We start from the raw sequence: 19,030 nt of genomic DNA on the forward strand, positions 1-19,030 counted from the left end.
AATCAACTTTTCAAAGCTGAAGCCAAGGCCGTGTCCTCCTGGTGCAGCCGGATGATCATGTCGGGAATCAACCCGTCCAGAATAGTCCGAGCTTCGCTCAGATCAGCGTTATCGCAGATCGCAGTATGCAGCCGCATAAAGGTTCGGCGAGCTTCATTGTGGGTGTTCAAATGGCGGGAAGAATCATGGAATTCAGCCACGCGGTCGAACAGACTTTCTTCGCTGGCAAGGTGCTGTAACGCTGCATCCAGAAATTCACCCGCTGAAATTTGAGCAGCCTCCAGCATCCGAGCTTCAACAGCAGCCGCAACGGCATCGAGCAGATGAAATAGGTGCCGGTGACCGGCATCTATCTCTGCCACGCCCAGGTTCATCGTGTCCTGCCAACGTAATCGCATGGCATTGTGCCCTTAGAAATTCTATCGAAAGTATAATAGACCTGCTGATCAACGGGTCAATCGGTCGAACACTGGATATTGCCCGATCCCGTGCCCACGGTGTAATGTTCTTGCCATGTTCTCGCAGAATCAAAATACGCCGCTACCCCCAGGCACATGTCAGCCATCGTCCCGTGGCTTCGCACCATCGGATGCCACGGCCCCCATTTATTCCGCCCTGGTGGCCGCTGGGTTTCCGTCCCCCGCCGACGACCACCTGGAGGGCAAGCTCGATCTCCACGAGTTGATGGTGAAGAGACCGGCGGCCACATTCTTCTGCCGGGCAGATGGCGATTCCATGACCGGTGCAGGTATCCACAGCGGCGATTTGCTGGTGGTGGATCGTTCTGTTCAGCCCCATGACGGCGACATCGTTGTGGCGACCCTTGACGGGGGCCTGACCGTAAAAACATTGCGGAAGACCGAGGATGGTTGGGAATTGGCCTCGGCCAACCCAGACTATCCCAGCTTCCCAGTCGATCCTGATGATGGCGTCCAGATTTGGGGCGTCGTCACCTTCGCAGTGTCGTCCCTGACCAAGCGGTGATCAGTCATGGCGGTCTACGCCCTTGTGGACTGCAACAATTTTTACGTCTCCTGCGAGAGGGTTTTCGCCCCATCGCTTGAAGGCAAGCCGGTCATCGTCATGTCGAACAACGATGGTTGTGCCGTGGCCCGTTCCGCCGAAGCCAAGGCCATTGGAGTCGGTATGGGCGAACCCGCCTTCAAATTGCGGCATTTGGTCGATAGCCATGGCTTGATCATGTTGTCCTCGAACTACGCCCTGTACGGCGACATGTCGGAACGGGTCATGTCGGTGCTGGCGACGTTCTCACCGGGGGCCGAGGTCTATTCCATCGACGAATGCTTCCTTGATTTGGATGGTATGCCGGTGGACAACCTAACTGCGTGGTCCCAGCAGGTGCGGGCCACGGTGAGACGTTGGACCGGCATTCCGGTGTCGGTCGGGATCGGCACCACCAAGACCTTGGCGAAACTGGCCAACAGACTCGCAAAGAAATCCAAGAAGGCGAATGGCGTGCTCGATCTGAGCCGTGATGCCCGATGGATAGAGGCCGCCCTCAAGCAGACCCCGGTCGGCGATGTCTGGGGAATTGGCCGCCAGTATGCCGCCCATTGTGGCGTGAATGGCATTCGCACCGCCTATGACCTGACTTTGCAGTCAGATGGATGGATCAAGAAGACCATGGGGGCGGTCGGCCTTCGCACCGTCATGGAATTGCGTGGAACGCCGGTTCATACCCTGGACACTGCACCATCGGACAAACACACCACCTGCTGCTCGCGTTCGTTCGGAGAATCTGTCACCGAATTCCAACAGGTCCATGATGCAGTGCTGACCTTCGCCAGCCGGGCAGCGGAGAAAATTCGTGGAGACGGACTGGTGGCCGGTGCGGTGCAGGTGTTCGCCTACACCGACCGGTTCCGCCCCGACCAGCCACAATTTTCCCTGAATGCCATGATCCGTCTTTCGCCGCCGACTTCATCCACGCCGCACATCATTGGGGCGGCTTTGAAGGGGCTGAAATCAGCATGGCGTGACGGCTACGCTTACAAGAAGGCCGGGGTGATCATGCTGGATTTGGTCCGCCCCGAAGACATCCCGCGTGACCTGTTTTCACCACCACCAGAATCAGGTGCACGGCCAACGGCGTTGATGGCTGCGGTAGATGGCATCAACGGAAAGATGGGCAAAGGGGCTGTCGGATTCGGGTTGGTTCCCGACGACGCACCGTGGAAGATGCGATGCAGCAACCGAACCCCGAGCTTCACGACCAGTTGGGACGACATACCGGTGGTTAAGGCGTGATCAGTGGAGGATCACAGGGATCAGCCACAGCCGCATGATTTGTCGGCCTGGATCGGCGGACACGGCACCGAACCATAGGAGCAGAACACGCAGCAATCGCCGGGCTTGGGTCGCAGAACAATGCCGCACCCTTTGCAATCATAGAAAAACTGGCATGCGTCGCTCGGCATCACCTCCACCTCGTGGTGGCCGCAATGGGGGCAGGTGATCTTGGATTGGAGAATAATCGCGGTTTTGGCCAGCACATCGTCCCCCTTATCGTGGCCGCAGATGTCGTTCACCGGCCAGGAAGTAGCTCAACATGAAGGCGGCTTCCTGTGGCGGCGGCGAAGCGTGCCAGTGAAGTCGATGAAGGAAGGGAACGGCCACTTTCCAGCCGTGCTACCACGGACTGGGTGGTACCCATTCTCTTCGCAAGTTCGGCCTGAGATAGACCAGCCCGTTGACGGGCACGGATAAGGGTTTCCGCAATCTCGAACTCTGGGGCGAGACGGTCATATTCGGCCTTCACCTCGGGATCAGCCAGCATTTTAGCCTTGAGGTCATTCAGGCTGGTCATTTCAAAATCTCCTTGGCCCGAGCCAATGCGAGTTCAGCTAATCACGTCCAATGACCGATAAACCGATGTGCGAGCGATGCCCAGTTCCTTGCTGATGGCCGCAACACTGAATCCTTGATCCTTGAGCCACCGAACTTTACCAGCGTCGATCTTCGGAGGGCGTCCACGGTACCGTTCAGGGTGATTCTTCTTCGCCCGCCGGATTCCTTCGATCTGTCGTTCCCGCCGAAGCTCGGTCTCGAACTGGGCGAACACCCCGAGCAGATTGATGGTCAATGCACCGTAGATGTCGCCCGTGTCGAACGGCTGCTCGGTGGCCTTCAAGCTGGCTCCCCTTTCCTTCAGTACCTTGATGATGTCCTGGAGGTCGCCGATGGATCGGGCCAGCCGGTCGATCCGGGTGACGACCAGAACATCCCCTTCGCGAAGGAACTCCAGCAGGGTTTCCAGTTCCCGGCGACCATCACGACTCGTGCCGCTGATCTTTTCCGATCTGATGATCTGGCAACCGGCAGCCTTCAAGGCATCAATCTGGATGTCGAGGGATTGATCTGTAGAAGAGCAGCGGGCATATCCGTAAAACATGGATTTGCTCCATATGGGCCATAGACCCATATATTAAAGCGTTCCATAAATACAAAATCAACCCATCTGGAACAATATTTCATGACTGTGGCGGAGTTGCAGCAGGGTATACCTTAATGTTGCAGAGAATATGTCTTCAAATTGTTTTCAACAGAACATTTCGTAGATAGCTATGTTGTGTCTTGTTGATCGCTATCGCCATGCCTCTTGATGTAGATACGGATAGAAAACTCTGTCCACCGCGTCCCTCTCGGCGGCAAAAGTTCAGGATTATTCATCATCATAGCGTTTATTATATCGGCAAGATGTCTGTTCGGAACAGATTTATGGTCTGACTTTATGTTTTTAACTGCATCAATTATTATTTTAGCACGCTCTTTTGCAGCATCACTCTGTGCTGCTCGTCCTTTTGACTGTGCATCCTTCTTATTAGCCCACTCTGCGGCAAACCCGAGTTTACCGCCATCGGAAATGAATTTTTTTAGACCCGCAGTGCGTCTAAGCTTTTTGATTTTATCTCTTCTCCGTTGCCGCTCTTTATCTCTCTGCTGTTCAAAATACTCGTGGAGGGCTTCGTCCCTATCGGCAGGGTCAATCCATATAATTTGGATGCCGCGATGGTTAATCTCTGTTTGGAATTTTATCCTTCCAGTAGTTAGTGATGAAAACCCGCGACCACTGTGATGTCTAAAAGAATGAATAATTAGCGGTGCGTCATTCCGTTCGCACCATGACATTGCAAGATTAATCGTCGGGAATACCTTAAATGTAGGAAGATGCCCCGTCTCTTCAAACAAAAATACTTTTGAAATTTCAAAGCCAGCAAGGCGGGCCATCTCGCCTGCCTTTTTATGCTGCACCTTTAATGTGACCGATTGAGCCAGGGCAACATCCAAGGGCGTATCATTTTTGATGCGATCCCTATCATGCCCTCTGTGTGTCCAGAGGAATGCTGCACATGGCTTTCGTTTCCGGTTCATTCCACGCCATTCCTCACCAAGAATACCGTTGTTCACTCCAATATTCTCAGGATTCCGGCCAGTTTCAAACTGCCTTCTCCGAATCATCTCGCTGCATCGTTACTGCCTCCAATTCGCCTGATAGCCTTGTAAACACGCTGAATTCAAATGCAGCGTCGGCATTCAAGGGAGTTTGAGATGGCTACCAATTGCACTGCACTTGCCAACCAAACGATGCACATGGACTTCAATGTGCTGGTTGGATGCTCAACCGGCTTCCGGTTGGTGCTTTGCGAACGGCACTCGACCACTCCGACGCCTGCCAATGACAACAACCCGCCCACACCGCCGAAGCCCCCCACCATGGCAATGCGGCTGGCCGCCTGATCAAGAGGAGTACCCGCCATGTCCGACTATGAAACCATTCTTCGCCCTTCCCGGAAGGCGGTGAACTCCGCCGTCTCCCTGGGTCTTCGTACCCACATTGCCCTCGTCAACGTCGTCGTCGCCGCTTTTGCGGTGCTGCCCGAACTCCGCAAGGACGAGGCCGCGTTTATCAATTTCGCCAAGCAGCAATATGGGCTGACCGTCAAGGGCAAGGCGGTGGACGATTTCACCCTGCTCGTGGTCAAGGTCTTGTTCCACAACGTCTCGGAGAAGACGGACTTCCGCCGCCGTCTTGGGCAGATTGCGACCGCCCTTCGGTATCTGGAACTGCACCGTGACGAATTCCCCGCCGAATACATTAAGCGGTTGATTCACGACCAGGGCGGTATGTCGGGGCTGGTGAAAGCTTTCCGCAATGAGAGGCGGACCCACCGCGACACGAGCCGCGAAGAGAAGAAGGTCCGCACCATCCAGACCTACGTCGCCGGTTTGCCGCAGATCGGCACCACCACCCACTACGCCGACCATCAGTGCACGACCATCAATGATGTCAAAGACAGCCAGACTCTCGAAGCTCTGGCCCAATCGCCGGGTCGTGTCTTGATCGTGGGTGACATCGACGAGCAGTTCAATCTTACGAATTTACGGGTCGTTGAACGCGACCAGGACGAAATCGACCGTCTGCTCACCCGCAAGGCTGCCCAGGTCACCAAGACCGGCAGCAACGACAATCAGCCCATGAAGGAGGCCATTTAAATGTTCACCAAGTCCCAGATTGAAGCCGCCCGTTACACCCTGCGGACGCCCTTCGACCACCCCGAATCCGAGGCCATGCGGAAGATCGCTCTGTGGCTGTTGGATCACGCCATGTCGATCCCGTTGCCGCCGACCAAGAAGGTTGGGAAAGTCCGCAAGGTCCGCCGTTCTCTTGACGAGGCTGCTGACATCATCCTCACCGACGACCCGCCTTCGGTTCTGATGGAACGCTATGGGATCACGATTGGGGCCATCAAGGCGATCAAGGCTGGATACGGCGAGTACAAGAAGTTCGAGGGCTGCTCGGCGTTCTGGAAGGAATACCGCCGTAAGCACCGTGCCGAGATTCGCCGCCTGACGAAAAACAGCAATGACAATCAGAAACTCAAGGAGGCCATCTGATGAAACCCGCCATCAAGCCCCACCTGGACGTCCCTCTGATTCTCGCTCCCGAAAGGATGTCGAGCATCATCCGCTCCCCTGGTGGGAAGCACCGTCTGGCTCGTGATCTGGTCAACCTCGCTCCGTTCAATCTGGATGAGTACCGCGAACTGTTTGCTGGAAGTGCCGCCGTTGCCCTTCGCATGGCACGGATTGGGCGTACCCGGAAAATCTGGATCAACGACCTCGATTCTGGCATCGCCAACATGTGGACCGTGGTTCGCGACGAAGCCTTGGCGGCGGCAGCGAAGGTGGCCGAGCTATTGGATCGCCATGATCTGTCCATTACGGACCTCGAAATTCGCGAAGAGCAGTGTGAAAAGTCCACCATTGAAACCAACCGCAAACAGCGACAGCCGATCTCAGCGTGCATCCCGGCCATCGCCGAATATTGCGATTGCAAGGTCTGGCGGGAGAAGGACGACAAGGGCATCCGGTACGTCTTCTTCGGACTTCGCCCCAGCATCGAGATGGCCCATTACGTCTACGATGTGATCGCCACGGCCATGCAGACCGCCTGGGTCCAATATGCCCTGGGCCAACGAATTCTCCGTTACGGCAAGGACGAAAAGGGATCGTTCTTGTTCGGCATGGCGGTGTCGATTGGGGAGAAGCTGATCGCCATGAAGGCCGAACGCGACGAAGCCAATCGGGTCAGCAGTGGCCGTGATCTGGTGGTGATCCGCCACGCCATCGTGGAATCTGAATTCGCCAAACTGGACCTGAACCTGCGTCGCGGTCGTGCATCTGGGAAGAAGGTCGCGGCTGGTGCGTTCGAAGCTGGTCATGCCGCAGGCCAATCCCTGGCCCTACATCCTGGCGTCCACGGAAAAAGTTCTCGGAAATAGGGCGAAGGCACTGAGTTCACCTGCCACGACCACCATATGCTTCCGAATGCTCGGCGTGCTTCTTCCAGTTGGACTCGTACTTGGCAGCCAATTCGGAATCGCGGATCACCAGCAGGTTTTCAGCGTTCCGTTCTTGAGCAGCCTTGGTGAAGTTGAACGATCCGGTGATGACCGTGCCGCCGTCGATCACCATTACCTTGTTGTGGGCGATGGCGTGGGCTGCGTCGATCTGCACCGGTACCCCGCCGTTGGCCAGGAAATCGGCACCGCTGTATTTCTCTGTCCGCTGGCTTTTGTCCAGAACGGCCCGCACATCGACACCACGTTTTTTGGCCTGCACCAGAGCCTGTGCGATAGGCGGTGAGGTGAACGAATATGCTTGGACCAGGATGGTGCGTCGAGCGGCACTGATGGCCTCTACGACCTTCCCAGTGCAGTCCATTCCAGGGGTGAAGCAGACATCGATCTGACGGTCAGCGGCCATCCCGGCATGAGCAGTCATCAGCAGGGTCATCGTTGCCACGATGATCGAAAGACGACCAAAACTCATTGCTGTCTCTCCTTCAGAATCCCCTCTTCAATGGCCGCAGCCATCACCACGTCGCCCATGGGGCCTTTGAGTTCGTCCGGCAGGGTGATCGCTGCCATCCAAGCACCATCCGGTGCTCGGTATTTCGGGAGGGTCACTTCGGTTCCATTGCTGTCGGCACGAATTTGTACCCCATGGATCACAACCTCAACCCCATCCATCAGGATTGAAACGTCGGCCAATCCCAGGAGCTTTCCTGCGTTGGCGACCGGGGTGACCCTGTTTGCGGTGATGATGGCGGAAGTCGTGTCCATGGAACCCCCGCCTACTGATCCCCAAAGCTCATGTAGCGGGTGTCGTCCTGGACGAAGCCACCAGCCATCTTCATGAAGGCTTCTGCCGTCAGAATGGCATCAAGCAAGGCACCATGATGCTCGAATCTATCGGATCGGTCGATCCACAGCCGGTCGCACAGAACGTCCAACGATCCCGGCACGCCAGGGAAAAATTGCCGCGATAGCTCTTGGGTGCAGACGAAATCATTGTCCGAGAAAATGACTTCATCGAAGCCGCACCGGCCTACCCTGGCGTACTCGAAATTCAGAAACTCGATCTCATTTTCGGCACTGTGGGCAAGCAGAACGTCCTGACCAATGAACGTCTCGAACTCGTCCAGCACATCGCGAAACTGGGGGGCGTCTTTCAGGTCGGCGGGGTTGATCCCATGAACCGCAATCGAGGCTTTGGCGATAGGGCCGCCCGGCTGAATGCGGCGGTGCCAGCTTTCACCGGTTTTCCACCCGTCCTCACCACGCAGCAATTCGACGCAGCCGATCTCGATCATGACGCCGGGCAACCGTAGCCCCTTGGGCATCTTTTTGATCTCGGCAGCGGTCGGCACCCGAAAACCCGTGGTTTCCGCATCAATGGCAACGAGACGCCCAACATCGGATAGATCATCAAGGGTGAGCATTCCGTATCCTTCCGATTTGGCCGGTCGATCCTATGCTGATGCGGATCATTGTGCCGGTTCCACCTTCTCGAACCCAAGCAGATGCTCGTTTCTTTCCAGCCAGAGCTTCCGCTCCTCCCAATCATGGATAATGCTACCGACCAAACGCCAGAACTCGGGATCGTGGTTGCGGTGGCGGATATGGCAAAGCTCGTGAACAACCGCGTATTCCAGCACCGGCTTGGGGGCGAAGATGAGACGCCAGTTCAGGTTCACAACCCGATCCCGACCGCAGCTACCCCACAGGTGCTTCTGGTCTTTGATCTGTAGACTCTTGGGGATCAAGCCCAGGCCGGAATGGTGCTGGACGAAGGTGGCAACATCTTCACGCATCCGCTTTCTGAACCACAGACGCAAGGCCGATTCTATCAGGGAATCACGGGCATTCGGCGAAACGGTCAGGGGATAGGTGACCCAGAATCCATTACGGTAGGTGACCTCCACCAGTGTGTCGGTGCCAGGGGTGACGGTCAGTTTCATCAACCTGCCGCGATAGGGGATTTTCACGCCGGTCACGAAACGCTGCACGGTGTGGGTTTGAGCGACCCGCTCTTTCATGCAGCGGGTCTGTTCCAGTATCCAGGCACGGCGGCGGTGTAAGGCCCGCGTGATCTGGGCATCGGTGGCATCTTCCGGTACCACCACCTCAACCTCATCTGGGGTCACGGTGATTCTGGCCCGCCGGGCCAGGGGCGAGCGTTTCAGGGTATAGGGGATCGCGGTGCTGCCGACCGTCAGCACGGACATGGGTCAGCCCTTCGAAAGATGCTTGATGGCGTATTCCTCGACCTGTTCCGACAGGGCCATGACATCGCTGAATCCCAGGGAATGAGAAATCTGCCGCACCTTTTGCCGCAGGGCTTTTCGCAGTTCACCCTTTTCCTGCCACAAGGACGGTGCGGATTCGCTGTCGGTGTATAGAGCTTCAATGGCCGATGCCAGGATTTCCAATTCAGGGGTATCGGCTTGTGGTTCGAAGGAATTAAGTACGGCGAGAATCCCGAAGGCGTCCTTCGACAACCCAGAGCCTTCATGGGCGGCCTCTTCGTCCTGAATGTCCTTCGCCAATTCCTCAGCGGCTTTCAGCTTCTCGGCCCATGATAGCTGGGCATCGTCCATCTTCCGCAGCAACGCCTTCAGCCGGTCGGAGAACTTGCCGAACTGGTGCGGATTGTCGGCGATCTTTTCGTAAGTGACCTTGCGAAGCTCGGTGGTCTTGCGGATCGCCGCCGTCTTCAGGTCGCTCTCGTCCTTGTCCTCGGCATCGAAGTCATCCCAGAACTCCGGGTCGGTGATGTGCCGCAATTTCACCGTGACGCTCAGGCCGGTTGCGTCCAGATGCTCGGCCAGCATGTCCCTGATCTTGCGGCTGTACTCCCGCTGGTCGAAGGCTTCCTTCTTCTCAAACACCTGGGTGCCGTACTGGATGAAGTTCGCTACCCATTTCAGGTCAGCGGTGAACTCCAACACCGACGTGTCGGGGGACAGGGCTTCATAGAGGCCGATGAACTCCCGTGCTTTGGTGCGGAACTCGAACCAGTGATCCTCGGTCTTCAATGCCGCCACCAGGGCGTCGTATTCAGCCTTCAGATTGCCGGATCCGCGTTTGACACCCTTTGCCAACTTCATGACGGCGGCATGGGCGGCACGAAGCTGGCTGCGAAGATCATCGAGATCACGCATGGCGTTCTGTACGTCGTCGGCACGATAGGTGGATAGAGCCGCGTCCAGGTTCCGCGACACGCCGATGTAATCCACGATCAGTCCATTGCGTTTGCCATCGGCCACCCGGTTGGTGCGGGCGATGGCTTGCAGCAGGGTGTGTTCCTTCAACGGCTTGTCGAGATACATGACGCATTCGGCGGGGGCATCAAACCCGGTCAGAAGCTTGTCGCAGACGATCAGGAAATGGGGGGGTTGTCCCCGCTTGTCGAAGGCGTCCTTGGCATCCTTTTCGCCGTCATAATCCAGGTAGTGCCGCCGTAATTCGGCCCGCACCGCGTCGGTCTGTGAATCCTCGCTGGGCTTGTCGTCTTCCTGGGATTTGGAATAGACGCAGGCCGACATGGCGGCGGCCTGATCTTTGGCATCGGATTCCGACAGCCCCTGCTTGATCAGATCATCGGCGATCACCGCGTCCATGGCCTGCTTGTAGAGGATCACCGCTTCGCGGTCGAACGCCACGATCTGGGCCTTGAAACCATCAGGCAAGGCATAGGCTTTGAAGTGAGTCCAGATGTCATAGGCGATCAGCCCGTTCCGCCGGGGGTGCTTGACCAGATCGGCCATGGCGACGCCGCGTTTCTTCAACTCGGCCAGTTTGTCGTCGGGCAGATCGGCGAACCAGTTGTCGAACAGGATATCGATCTTGGCATCGTCGATGTGCCAATCGGTCTTCCGCCCGGTGTAGTGAATCGGGACCGTCGCCCCATCGGCCACGGCGTCATCGATGCCGTATTTATCGAGGTAACCTTCACCCTCGATGCCGAAATTGGCATAGGTGTCCTTGTCGTTCTTTTTGACCGGTGTGCCGGTGAACCCAAAGAAACGGGCATCGGGCAAGGTGGCACGCAGATATGCCCCCAAATCCTTTTCCTGGGTGCGATGACATTCGTCCACCATCACGATCCAAGACCCTGAATCGGGAATGGCCTGCTGCGACCCGGCGAACTTGAAGATGGTGGACAGCACGGTCAGACCATTCAGCCCCTTGCCAATGACCGACCGAAGGTCACTCATGGATTCAACCCGCACCGGATTGGGCAGGCCACAAGCCTGGAAGGTGCGGCTGATCTGATCGTCCAGATCGATGCGGTCGGTCAGCACCATGATATTGGGATTGGTAAGTGCCAGATGGTTGACCGTCAGATGGGTCTTCAGCTTCAACGCGGCGAACACCATGGTCAGCGATTTACCAGACCCCTGGGTGTGCCAGATCAGGCCACGGCGGTGCTTTCCCTCGATGATGCGATTGACGATCTTGTTGACCGCCCGGAACTGCTGATAGCGACAGACCTTCTTGACCTTGCCGGATCGGGTCGCCTCGAACACCACGAAGTGGGCGATCAGATCGAGCAGGCGACCCGGCTCCAGCAGGCTCCACATCCCCTTGGAAAGTTCGTCGGTAAATTCATCGGCCTTACGCGGCCACGGGTCGCCCCAAGAGCCATAGAACTTCGAGGGGCTGCCGGTGGCCCCATACAGGCAGTTGGTGCCGTCGCTGACGATGTTGAACACATTGGAGAAAAACAGCCGGGGAATGTCTCGTTCGTATTGGCGGATTTGGTCGAACGCCTCGCCAGATTTGTCCTTGTTGTTCAAGGGGGACTTAAGCTCTATCACCACCAGCGGGATGCCGTTGACATGGACCACCACATCGGGGATGCGGGATTTCTCGGCCTTAACGTAAAGCTGGTTGGTGACGGTGAAGACGTTGTTGGCGGGGTTCTGGAAGTCGATGATGCGAAGGGTCTGCTTGGTCGTCTTGCCCTGGACCGTGCGGCTGTAATTGCCACGTAGAATGCCCAGCCAGTCCCCGTTGTCGTCCTTTACCAGCAGGTCCACATAGGCGGCCTGGGCATCACTCTCGGTAAGGCCATTGATGCGGCGGATGGCATCGACCACCAGCGGTCGGAACAGGACGTGGTTTTCGCCGTCACGCAGCGATGGGTGGTCGGCGGATGGGATGAAGCGATAGCCCATACCTTGCAGGCATTCGATGGTCGGCATTTCCGCCAGTGTCCATTCGCTACCCATTGCATCCCCCAGACCCGGCTTGATCTTCGTAAGTTTCCAGAAGGAAAAGGGCCAGCGTTCCAGCGGCACCAATTGCCAATCGGGCATGCCTTGGCTTAAGCCCCTTTCGCTCGGGAGAGCCGCCGTGGCTACCGTAAAGATTCCGTAGTTCTGCGACATGTTGGGCAATCGTCCCCAGATTGCTCAGCACAAGCCGGATCGATTCCGCACCCTTGGCCTTCTCCGACACGTCGTCCGGTACCAGCCCAAGTCGCTTACAGACTTTTTTGACCAATACGGGCAGCTTTTCAGATGAACCGTATGGCTCTTCCAGCCCTTCGAGAATGCTCTTGGCAACGGATTCAAGCATGTCTCGGGCTGCCCCAATTGCAGCGGTGGGATCGCCATCGCCGCTCCGCTCTATGCGGCGAATTTCGCTCTGGAGCCATTCGTGGTTGATGGCGACGGCATGCTTACGGATTTCTTCAAGGTGGCCCAACGCGGACTTCACCAGTGGCACGACCTGAATCTCGATTCCAAGATCATCGATTCGATATCCGTCGTATCCCAACGCCCTGTTCAATTTTGCCAAGGTCTCATCTCGGTCGGCAACAGGAAACGTCGGATGCATCATGTCTTTGATGCATTCAGTCAAGGCGGGAGTGCCATTGATTTCATCCAGGCAGTCACGGGCGAATCGCCGTTTGCTCTCCAACATGTTCTGCTGTGGCTTATTCAGTTTGTATTGATTGAAAAAACTGATCAGCCGGGAACTGGTCATGCGGGTGTCGTAAAGGACATCCGCCAACAGATCGAGCGTTGCGAATCCAACCTTCACCAACTTTCCCCTGGCGACGAAACACGCTTTCGCCCAGTCAAAAGATCGGACATGAGGGCTGATTTGGTTCGTTTCAGCGATGCAAGTTGTGCAGAATGCACACGAAGTGCATCGTAAAAATAATTTGCAATTAATCCGATATGCTTCTGATCAGGCTGTGGCGGAACAGGAATTTTCAGCGGCCTCAAATGCTGTAGGTTAATATTCTTTTGTGCATTTTTGGTTGCGACGCTATCCAAGTAAGATTTTTTCGAAGCCAGAAATGCCTCAAGCCACCAAACATCAATATTTCCGTTTGGAATTATGCCAACAACGCTATCTGGGCAGCACACGTCATAGGATGTGATTGCCGTGTCACCTATATTCGCTGCTATTGTAATAAGTATAGACCCACATGGAAACATCTTGCTCACGGCAAGACCTTGCTCATTCAAAGTCTGAGAATGTGTCGATAGAATCGTGTCAGCAGAAACTACATCTCCAGTTTGGACGAAAGGTATTTGCCCGCCATAGTATCGAGGATCATTCCTTGGCCGAGGCGAGAATCGTCCACGCTCTACGATAGATATATGCTCCAATGACTTAATATCCCATTCCTCGGGAATCTCCCCTATCTCGGTCTGCTTGAACCGAGTGTGACCAATGCCTTTGGTCAATAAACGGTTCATCACCCCCTGTTTGACGGTGCGGGTCTGGTCGATGACTGCCTGCGTGGCTGCAATGGCTTCATCCACGCTGGACAGGATTTCAGCGATGCGGTGTTGCTCGGGGAGTGGGGGAAGGAAGGCGACAATTTTTGGGACGGACTTTGTCTTCAAATGAATTACCGTCGATCCGCCAGATAAAGATCGCATCTCTCGGCGGATAATTGGCGAGTTTATCAAGTAGTATGCATACTCACGCACTAACTCATGGCTTCGCACAACGACTTTGGATATGTCCATTGAAAATATGCACTCTCCAACATCGTCAGGTATTGTTATTGCACTTCCTATTATGTCTCCGTTTCGCGTTAAATCCGTATTGGCTATAAAAATATCACCTGATTTTGCAATAAATCTCTCATCATTGATCCGGGTATATTTCTTTAGGCCGCTCAAATTAAATCCACCGCCTTTATGAAAAACTTTTATCCCCGCAAAAGGCAGGGAATCTGGATCAGATGAATATCCTTCGGATGTATATGTATATCCTTTCTGTAGCTCTAAGACATCCCCAAGAGCCACCTTTTTCCACCCTTCAGGCACCTTCTGGGACATAGCCAAGCTCCCTCAGAAAACCCATCATCTTGGCTTCGGCTTCATCACGCTGCGTTCGCAGTTCGATCAGCTTTTCCACCTCCTCCGCGACATCCAGTTCCACTTCGTCCTCTTTCAGATGGACATAACGGGTGATGTTCAGGTTGTAGTCGTTGGCGGCGATTTCCGTCATCGGCACCACCCGAGAAAGGCGGTCAATGTCATCATAGTCATGGAACGCATTGGCAAGTGCTGCCACATTGGCATCAGATAGGTGGTTCTGGGCCTTACCCTCAACGAACTGTTCGGCACCGTTGATGAACAGCACCTTGCCCTTGTGGTCGGCTGGCTTGGATTTCCGCAGGATCAGAATGCAGGCAGGAATACCCGCACCGTAGAACAGGTTCGGGGCCAACCCGATCACCGCCTCGATCAGATCATCCTTCAACATGCCTTCGCGGATTTTGCCCTCGGTACCACTGCGAAACAGGACACCATGGGGCAGGACGACCCCCAGCATGCCATCGCCCTTCAAGCTGGCGATCATGTGCTGGACGAACGCCAGATCACCGTAGGACTTGGGCGGGCAGCCGTACTTGTCACGACCAAACTTGTCGCCGCTGCTCCATTCCTCATGACCCCAATTTTTCAGTGAAAACGGAGGGTTCGCCAGCACCCGGTCAAAGGTGCGGATGGCCTTCACGCCATCACCAACCAGATGCTTGGGATCGATCAGGGTGTCGCCGCGTTCAATGAAGGCATCGTCGATGTCGTGGAGGAACAGGTTCATCTGGGCGATGGCCCAGGTGTTGAGGTTCCGCTCCTGCCCATACAGCGACAGAGTCTTTGGGTTCTTGCCCTGGCGTTCCAGGTAATGGATCGCTTCCAGCAGCATGCCGCCGCTGCCGCAGGTGGGATCGTAGATGCTCATGCCCTCATCGGGTCGTAGGCATTCCACGATCAACCGTACCACCATCTTGGGGGTATAAAATTCGCCGCCTTTCTTGCCTGCGTCGTCAGCGAACTGGCCGATCAGGTATTCATAGGCGTTGCCCAACATGTCCGGTTCAACATCCGACCGGCGGAGGCGATATGCCTCGAAATGCTGAAGCAGCTTCTCCAGCATGGCGTCGGGGAACCGTTCCTTGTTGTTGAAGTCCACGTCCTGGAACACGCCGCGAAGACGGGTGTTGGAATCTTCGATGGCGTGGAAGGCGGTATTCAGGTGTTCGCCGATGTTGGTGGCGTGCTTTCGCACATCCTTCCAGAAATGACCTTCGGGGATATGGAACCGGTGTTCGTCACGGTGGGCGGCGAGCTTGGCGTCCTTATAGGTCGCCATCCGCTCATCGAACTCCTCCTCCCACACATCGCACAGCCGTTTGTAGAACAGCAGCCCGAAAATGTAGTGCTTGTAATCCGCCGCATCGATGGACCCACGGAGGATGTCCGCCGCACCCCACAGGTGGCTCTCAAGCTGCTGAAGCGTCAGAACTGACATGTCTTCCCCTGAACAATGGACGCAATAGCCTATCCATCAACGAGCGAGTGGGCAACCTGGAGTCAGACCGGAATCAGAAATGAAACCGGCATGGGTGACCGAAGCTGTCACGGGAGCATGGCTGGCGATCAGATTGAACGCTACCGGAAGCCCATGAAGTCCGCTTTTCGGACATTCAGTCGCCGCCGCTGAACCGAGAATTCAAGATTTTTGAAACCGTGACATTCGGGCCGCACATTTCCATACGCTGCGGGAAACAATGCCAGGACAGGAGCGTTCACTTTAAGTTCTAAAAAGACCGGCCAATTGATTCCTATTCCGTACGAAACCGCAAATCAGCCTGATTTAAATATCAGGCGGATTTCAGCCTAAATACAACCCTGATGATATAATTCTATAAGAATGTTTGTGAACAATTTTGGTTAATTATGGCATTGACTAACAGCACATTGCGGCCGTAGTACGCAAAACAACACGGCGAAACCTCCATATGCACGGAGAGCCTTGCCGTTGAATTTATGCGTCACTGGAGAACGCCGCGATGAATATTAAACGTGGACGCTTCGATCAGATCGAAACTGTCGATTCGAAGCCAGCAACCAACATCTTGGATCACTTTAAGGCCGCTCTCCCCGAGCGGTTCGTAAAGTATGACAATGCATGTCGCGGGGATGCCCTGAACTACGATCTGTACGGGGTTGATCCCGAACAGGATGTGGCCGTGGTTCAGGTCCGGCACAGCTTCCGCCGTTACCGCAATGGCTTTCTCAACCAGCACAAGACCTACGTTCTCTGCGGGTTCAACGAATTGACCAAGCTGCCATTCCGGCACCCGGTTGGAGCCGCTGCTGTTCGAGCCTCAATCCGTCGCGATCCGACCGATCCAGCAGCACCAGTTCGTGCTGCACAGCGGTGGATGTGGGAGGTGACGGAACGCCAGTTGGCGAGCGGCATTCGGCAGGGCGATGTGCTGCTGGTTCCAGAACGTGGCCAGCCCAAGGTCGCTAAGGAAATCGGGCCTCAACACACTGTCGGCCAAAGCCATGAAATCCGGGCCGCCAGGGTCGTGGTCACCATTGATGGGCGGGTCTGGGCCTTCTCCCCAAGCGTTTGGCACTCGAAGAACCAGCACGACCCGATCTTTGCCGACCATGAGGGCTGGCACTCGGTTCGGGTTGCCCGTGAGGAAATGGCCTGGAACTTCAGCGTCCGATTAGGTGATTGAGGGCTGGGAGGTCGCAGAAATGGACAAGCTCATCAAACTCCTTGCCACCGCACTCGATCCTGCAGCAACCGATCCCGAAAAGCTGACGGCCATGGGGAAGGTCGCCGCGATTCTCAACGCCGAAGGAACCCACGCGAGCCAACTCGTCATCACCACGGACGAAGACTCCGTGGATTGGGAGGCGGTGGTAAATCGCCAAATGGCCGAAATCACTCGACTACGGCGGGAAATATCCAAGCTCAAGGCACTCCAGAAGCAGGGGGCCACGGGTCCGGCCTCGGGAAAATCCAAGCCATTCCCCCGCGATATTCGGGCGGCTTGGGTGGACGTGGACCAGCACGGATTCGTCAAGGGATCGTGGAACAGATGAACATTGGAGGTTGCTGCCATGACATACAGATATCACACAGGCTTGGCTGAAGTTGGCTTGTTGGCTGAGGGAATTACCGGAGAATTGACCCCCGGCACCTCCCCAGGTGCCATGAAGTCAAAATCGTGCAAGTTGACTGGAATACCGCAGGTGTGTGGTGCCCCATGGATGTCCGTCGATCTTCGACTGGATGGCAATACCTTGACCATATCGGACGATGGTTCGTTTGATCGAATGGGTGCCATCCCCGATGGGCCGCTATCCATCGAACTAACCGCCATGTTCGACGAATTCTCGGGGGATTTTGACGGCTACGATATCGAATTGACCGGGATAGGAAGCGATGTCTTCGCCCTCGCAATTGGCATCGGCTTACGCATCACCCTTCGTGAACACAGGAAAGTTATAGATGGCCAGCACCGCTACACGGCTGTCGGCAATCTGATCACCCTCTCCCGTGACATAACAATGTCCGAGGTCGTCGAGGTTCTCATCAACCCTCCACCTGTAACCGAAATGGTGCGGCGGCAATAGCCAACATGGTGACGGGTACGTGGTTGGGTCTTGGTCGTGACCCCATGCCGACAGGCAGACGATCACTGGGTGATGTAGCTCACCGTAGAGCGGTGACGAAAGTCGCAGGCGATGGGTCGTTCCCATCCATCACCACCGATGGCGGCGTTGAACAGACGTGGCATGAAGCCCGTCGAAATCCGAATCAATCATGAAGCGGAACACGCCTTCGAAAGAAGGAAATGATGAAATCGAGAAGCAAAAGTACAACTAACTATCAGAATGCACCGGAAGCAGCGGCAATCGATGATCCGGCGTACACCCCGACAGCACTATTCTACGACATTGTGCTTTCGTCGGACAAGGCGACGCTCTTCATGCCGAATGACAGCGTGGAATTTTCAGACGATGCCACTGAGCTTTACCTGCGGGAGTATTACGCTATCTTCGGCAGCGTACCGCAGATTTGGCACACTGTTTTTGCCAAGCTGATCCCGCTTAAGATCGCAAGCTGGGGCTACCTGAAGGCAGGAAAGCACCTGATCCCCATTCCGTTCGTGCCTAACCCTGAGACGGTGGAGCGGAGCGACAATGGGGCTTCCACCACCATGACCCCGAGCCAGTACGGTATCTTTGTTTCAGCCGTGGTTTTCAGCCAGTTGGCCGTTGCCCTCCAGCATGACCCGAACTTTCTGGCCCTCAGCTTCATCAATGGCCTGGATATTAACAAGGCCATTGACTGGTATCGCGGGTGCATGAACGCCCTCTGGGCATTTGCCAAGGATGATCCGACCTGGACCGGCGTTGCCGACCAGTTGGATTGACCGCCATGAAAAAATTCGAGCGTGAACTTCGCAAAGCCTATGGCGATGAGTGGGAGGTGAGCAGAACAGGGGGCGACCACTACCGTCTTGTCCACCGCGAGACAGGAATGATCTGTATTACTGCATCCACCCCTTCCAGTTGGCGGAACCAAAGGAAACTTCGATCCACGACACAGCGATTGCTCCGTAAGAAACCACATTGACCTCCGCTCATTGAGGACGAACGGACTGATGGTGCAGGCACCAGAATCTATGGTTCCTGCACCATTTCCGTCGCTGGGACACAATACTGCACTCGCAGGATAAATAAATATGAAAGCGAGGTGCGTCATGCAGGAGAAGTCAAATAACGTAATCCTATTCCCGGAAATTATAGATATGAACCCAGACCATTACGCCAGGACATGCCCTGGATGTGGGGGCATCCATTACCTTATAACGC

At 55.5% G+C, this 19,030-nt stretch carries 22 protein-coding genes; 9 read left to right on the top strand and 13 right to left on the bottom strand.

The window, feature by feature from the left end:
- Window positions 1–2: 2 nt before the first annotated feature.
- On the bottom strand, window positions 3–374 hold the full coding sequence (locus XM1_RS24385; RefSeq protein WP_156428832.1) for a hemerythrin domain-containing protein: 372 nt from the start codon (window positions 372–374) through the stop codon (window positions 3–5).
- Window positions 375–513: 139 nt separating this feature from the next.
- On the opposite strand from XM1_RS24385, the gene XM1_RS21765 reads away from it, so the two are divergent.
- Window positions 514–984 carry a LexA family transcriptional regulator gene (locus tag XM1_RS21765; RefSeq protein ID WP_082700665.1) on the top strand — a complete coding sequence of 157 codons (471 nt, stop codon included), beginning with the start codon at window positions 514–516 and terminating at the stop codon, window positions 982–984.
- A gap of 6 nt (window positions 985–990) precedes the next feature.
- The gene (locus tag XM1_RS21770; RefSeq protein ID WP_068437168.1) at window positions 991–2,268 is read left to right on the top strand and encodes a Y-family DNA polymerase; all 1,278 of its coding nucleotides are present in this window, start codon (window positions 991–993) and stop codon (window positions 2,266–2,268) included.
- A gap of 20 nt (window positions 2,269–2,288) precedes the next feature.
- Here the strand turns inward: XM1_RS21770 and XM1_RS25245 are convergent, their stop codons facing one another.
- From XM1_RS25245 to XM1_RS24390, 4 genes are all read right to left on the bottom strand, one after another.
- Window positions 2,289–2,549 carry a GDCCVxC domain-containing (seleno)protein gene (locus tag XM1_RS25245; protein ID WP_011384465.1) on the bottom strand — a complete coding sequence of 87 codons (261 nt, stop codon included), beginning with the start codon at window positions 2,547–2,549 and terminating at the stop codon, window positions 2,289–2,291.
- A complete protein-coding gene (locus XM1_RS23710) occupies window positions 2,546–2,827 on the bottom strand; it encodes a helix-turn-helix transcriptional regulator (protein ID WP_082700666.1) in 282 nt (93 codons plus the stop codon). Before XM1_RS23710 ends, XM1_RS25245 begins: the two co-directional genes overlap by 4 nt.
- Before the next feature lie 33 nt (window positions 2,828–2,860).
- Complete coding sequence (locus XM1_RS21780; RefSeq protein WP_068437170.1) at window positions 2,861–3,412, bottom strand: recombinase family protein; 552 nt, start codon at window positions 3,410–3,412, stop codon at window positions 2,861–2,863.
- 170 nt (window positions 3,413–3,582) lie between these two features.
- Window positions 3,583–4,428, bottom strand: a complete 846-nt coding sequence (locus XM1_RS24390) for a hypothetical protein (RefSeq protein WP_156428833.1) — start codon at window positions 4,426–4,428, stop codon at window positions 3,583–3,585.
- A 348-nt stretch (window positions 4,429–4,776) separates the two neighbouring features.
- On the opposite strand from XM1_RS24390, the gene XM1_RS21785 reads away from it, so the two are divergent.
- Genes XM1_RS21785 through XM1_RS21795 form a run of 3 tightly spaced genes read left to right on the top strand, consistent with a single transcriptional unit; the run spans window position 4,777 to window position 6,803 of the window.
- Window positions 4,777–5,514, top strand: coding sequence for a hypothetical protein (locus tag XM1_RS21785; RefSeq protein ID WP_068437173.1), 738 nt, complete (start codon window positions 4,777–4,779; stop codon window positions 5,512–5,514).
- Window positions 5,515–5,916: a hypothetical protein gene (locus tag XM1_RS21790; protein ID WP_068437176.1), complete on the top strand. Its 402-nt coding sequence runs from the start codon at window positions 5,515–5,517 to the stop codon at window positions 5,914–5,916.
- On the top strand, window positions 5,916–6,803 hold the full coding sequence (locus tag XM1_RS21795) for a DNA adenine methylase (RefSeq protein WP_197603096.1): 888 nt from the start codon (window positions 5,916–5,918) through the stop codon (window positions 6,801–6,803). Before XM1_RS21790 ends, XM1_RS21795 begins: the two co-directional genes overlap by 1 nt.
- 16 nt (window positions 6,804–6,819) lie before the next feature.
- Here XM1_RS21795 and XM1_RS21800 read toward each other — a convergent pair whose 3' ends face one another.
- The 8 genes from XM1_RS21800 to XM1_RS21830 are packed head-to-tail and all read right to left on the bottom strand — an operon-like array spanning window position 6,820 to window position 15,656.
- Window positions 6,820–7,353: a phospholipase D family protein gene (locus tag XM1_RS21800; RefSeq protein ID WP_068437179.1), complete on the bottom strand. Its 534-nt coding sequence runs from the start codon at window positions 7,351–7,353 to the stop codon at window positions 6,820–6,822.
- Window positions 7,350–7,646, bottom strand: coding sequence for a hypothetical protein (locus XM1_RS21805; protein WP_068437183.1), 297 nt, complete (start codon window positions 7,644–7,646; stop codon window positions 7,350–7,352). The genes XM1_RS21800 and XM1_RS21805 overlap by 4 nt, the downstream gene beginning before the upstream one ends.
- Window positions 7,647–7,657: 11 nt before the next feature.
- Window positions 7,658–8,305, bottom strand: coding sequence for an exonuclease domain-containing protein (locus XM1_RS21810; protein ID WP_068437190.1), 648 nt, complete (start codon window positions 8,303–8,305; stop codon window positions 7,658–7,660).
- 45 nt (window positions 8,306–8,350) lie between these two features.
- Complete coding sequence (locus XM1_RS21815; protein ID WP_068437193.1) at window positions 8,351–9,091, bottom strand: M48 family metallopeptidase; 741 nt, start codon at window positions 9,089–9,091, stop codon at window positions 8,351–8,353.
- 3 nt (window positions 9,092–9,094) lie between these two features.
- Entirely contained in the window at window positions 9,095–12,187 is a 3,093-nt protein-coding gene (locus tag XM1_RS21820; RefSeq protein WP_369816054.1) for a type I restriction endonuclease subunit R, read from the bottom strand.
- The gene (locus tag XM1_RS25090; RefSeq protein WP_068437203.1) at window positions 12,093–12,917 is read right to left on the bottom strand and encodes an abortive infection family protein; all 825 of its coding nucleotides are present in this window, start codon (window positions 12,915–12,917) and stop codon (window positions 12,093–12,095) included. The genes XM1_RS21820 and XM1_RS25090 overlap by 95 nt, the downstream gene beginning before the upstream one ends.
- Window positions 12,914–14,176, bottom strand: coding sequence for a restriction endonuclease subunit S (locus XM1_RS23715; protein ID WP_082700667.1), 1,263 nt, complete (start codon window positions 14,174–14,176; stop codon window positions 12,914–12,916). The genes XM1_RS25090 and XM1_RS23715 overlap by 4 nt, the downstream gene beginning before the upstream one ends.
- Window positions 14,157–15,656: a type I restriction-modification system subunit M gene (locus tag XM1_RS21830; protein ID WP_068437207.1), complete on the bottom strand. Its 1,500-nt coding sequence runs from the start codon at window positions 15,654–15,656 to the stop codon at window positions 14,157–14,159. Before XM1_RS21830 ends, XM1_RS23715 begins: the two co-directional genes overlap by 20 nt.
- Before the next feature lie 541 nt (window positions 15,657–16,197).
- Between XM1_RS21830 and XM1_RS25095 the strand changes: the two genes are divergently transcribed.
- The 4 genes from XM1_RS25095 (at window position 16,198) to XM1_RS21855 (ending at window position 18,588) form a co-directional block, all read left to right on the top strand.
- Entirely contained in the window at window positions 16,198–16,881 is a 684-nt protein-coding gene (locus XM1_RS25095; protein WP_231920621.1) for a hypothetical protein, read from the top strand.
- Between the two features lie 19 nt (window positions 16,882–16,900).
- Window positions 16,901–17,251, top strand: coding sequence for a hypothetical protein (locus tag XM1_RS21845; RefSeq protein ID WP_082911069.1), 351 nt, complete (start codon window positions 16,901–16,903; stop codon window positions 17,249–17,251).
- 168 nt (window positions 17,252–17,419) lie between these two features.
- Window positions 17,420–17,785, top strand: coding sequence for a hypothetical protein (locus XM1_RS21850; RefSeq protein ID WP_068437216.1), 366 nt, complete (start codon window positions 17,420–17,422; stop codon window positions 17,783–17,785).
- A gap of 224 nt (window positions 17,786–18,009) precedes the next feature.
- The gene (locus tag XM1_RS21855) at window positions 18,010–18,588 is read left to right on the top strand and encodes a hypothetical protein (RefSeq protein WP_156428834.1); all 579 of its coding nucleotides are present in this window, start codon (window positions 18,010–18,012) and stop codon (window positions 18,586–18,588) included.
- Window positions 18,589–19,030 lie beyond the last annotated feature (442 nt).

Source organism: Magnetospirillum sp. XM-1 (assembly GCF_001511835.1).
In the GTDB taxonomy this organism is placed as follows: domain Bacteria; phylum Pseudomonadota; class Alphaproteobacteria; order Rhodospirillales; family Magnetospirillaceae; genus Phaeospirillum.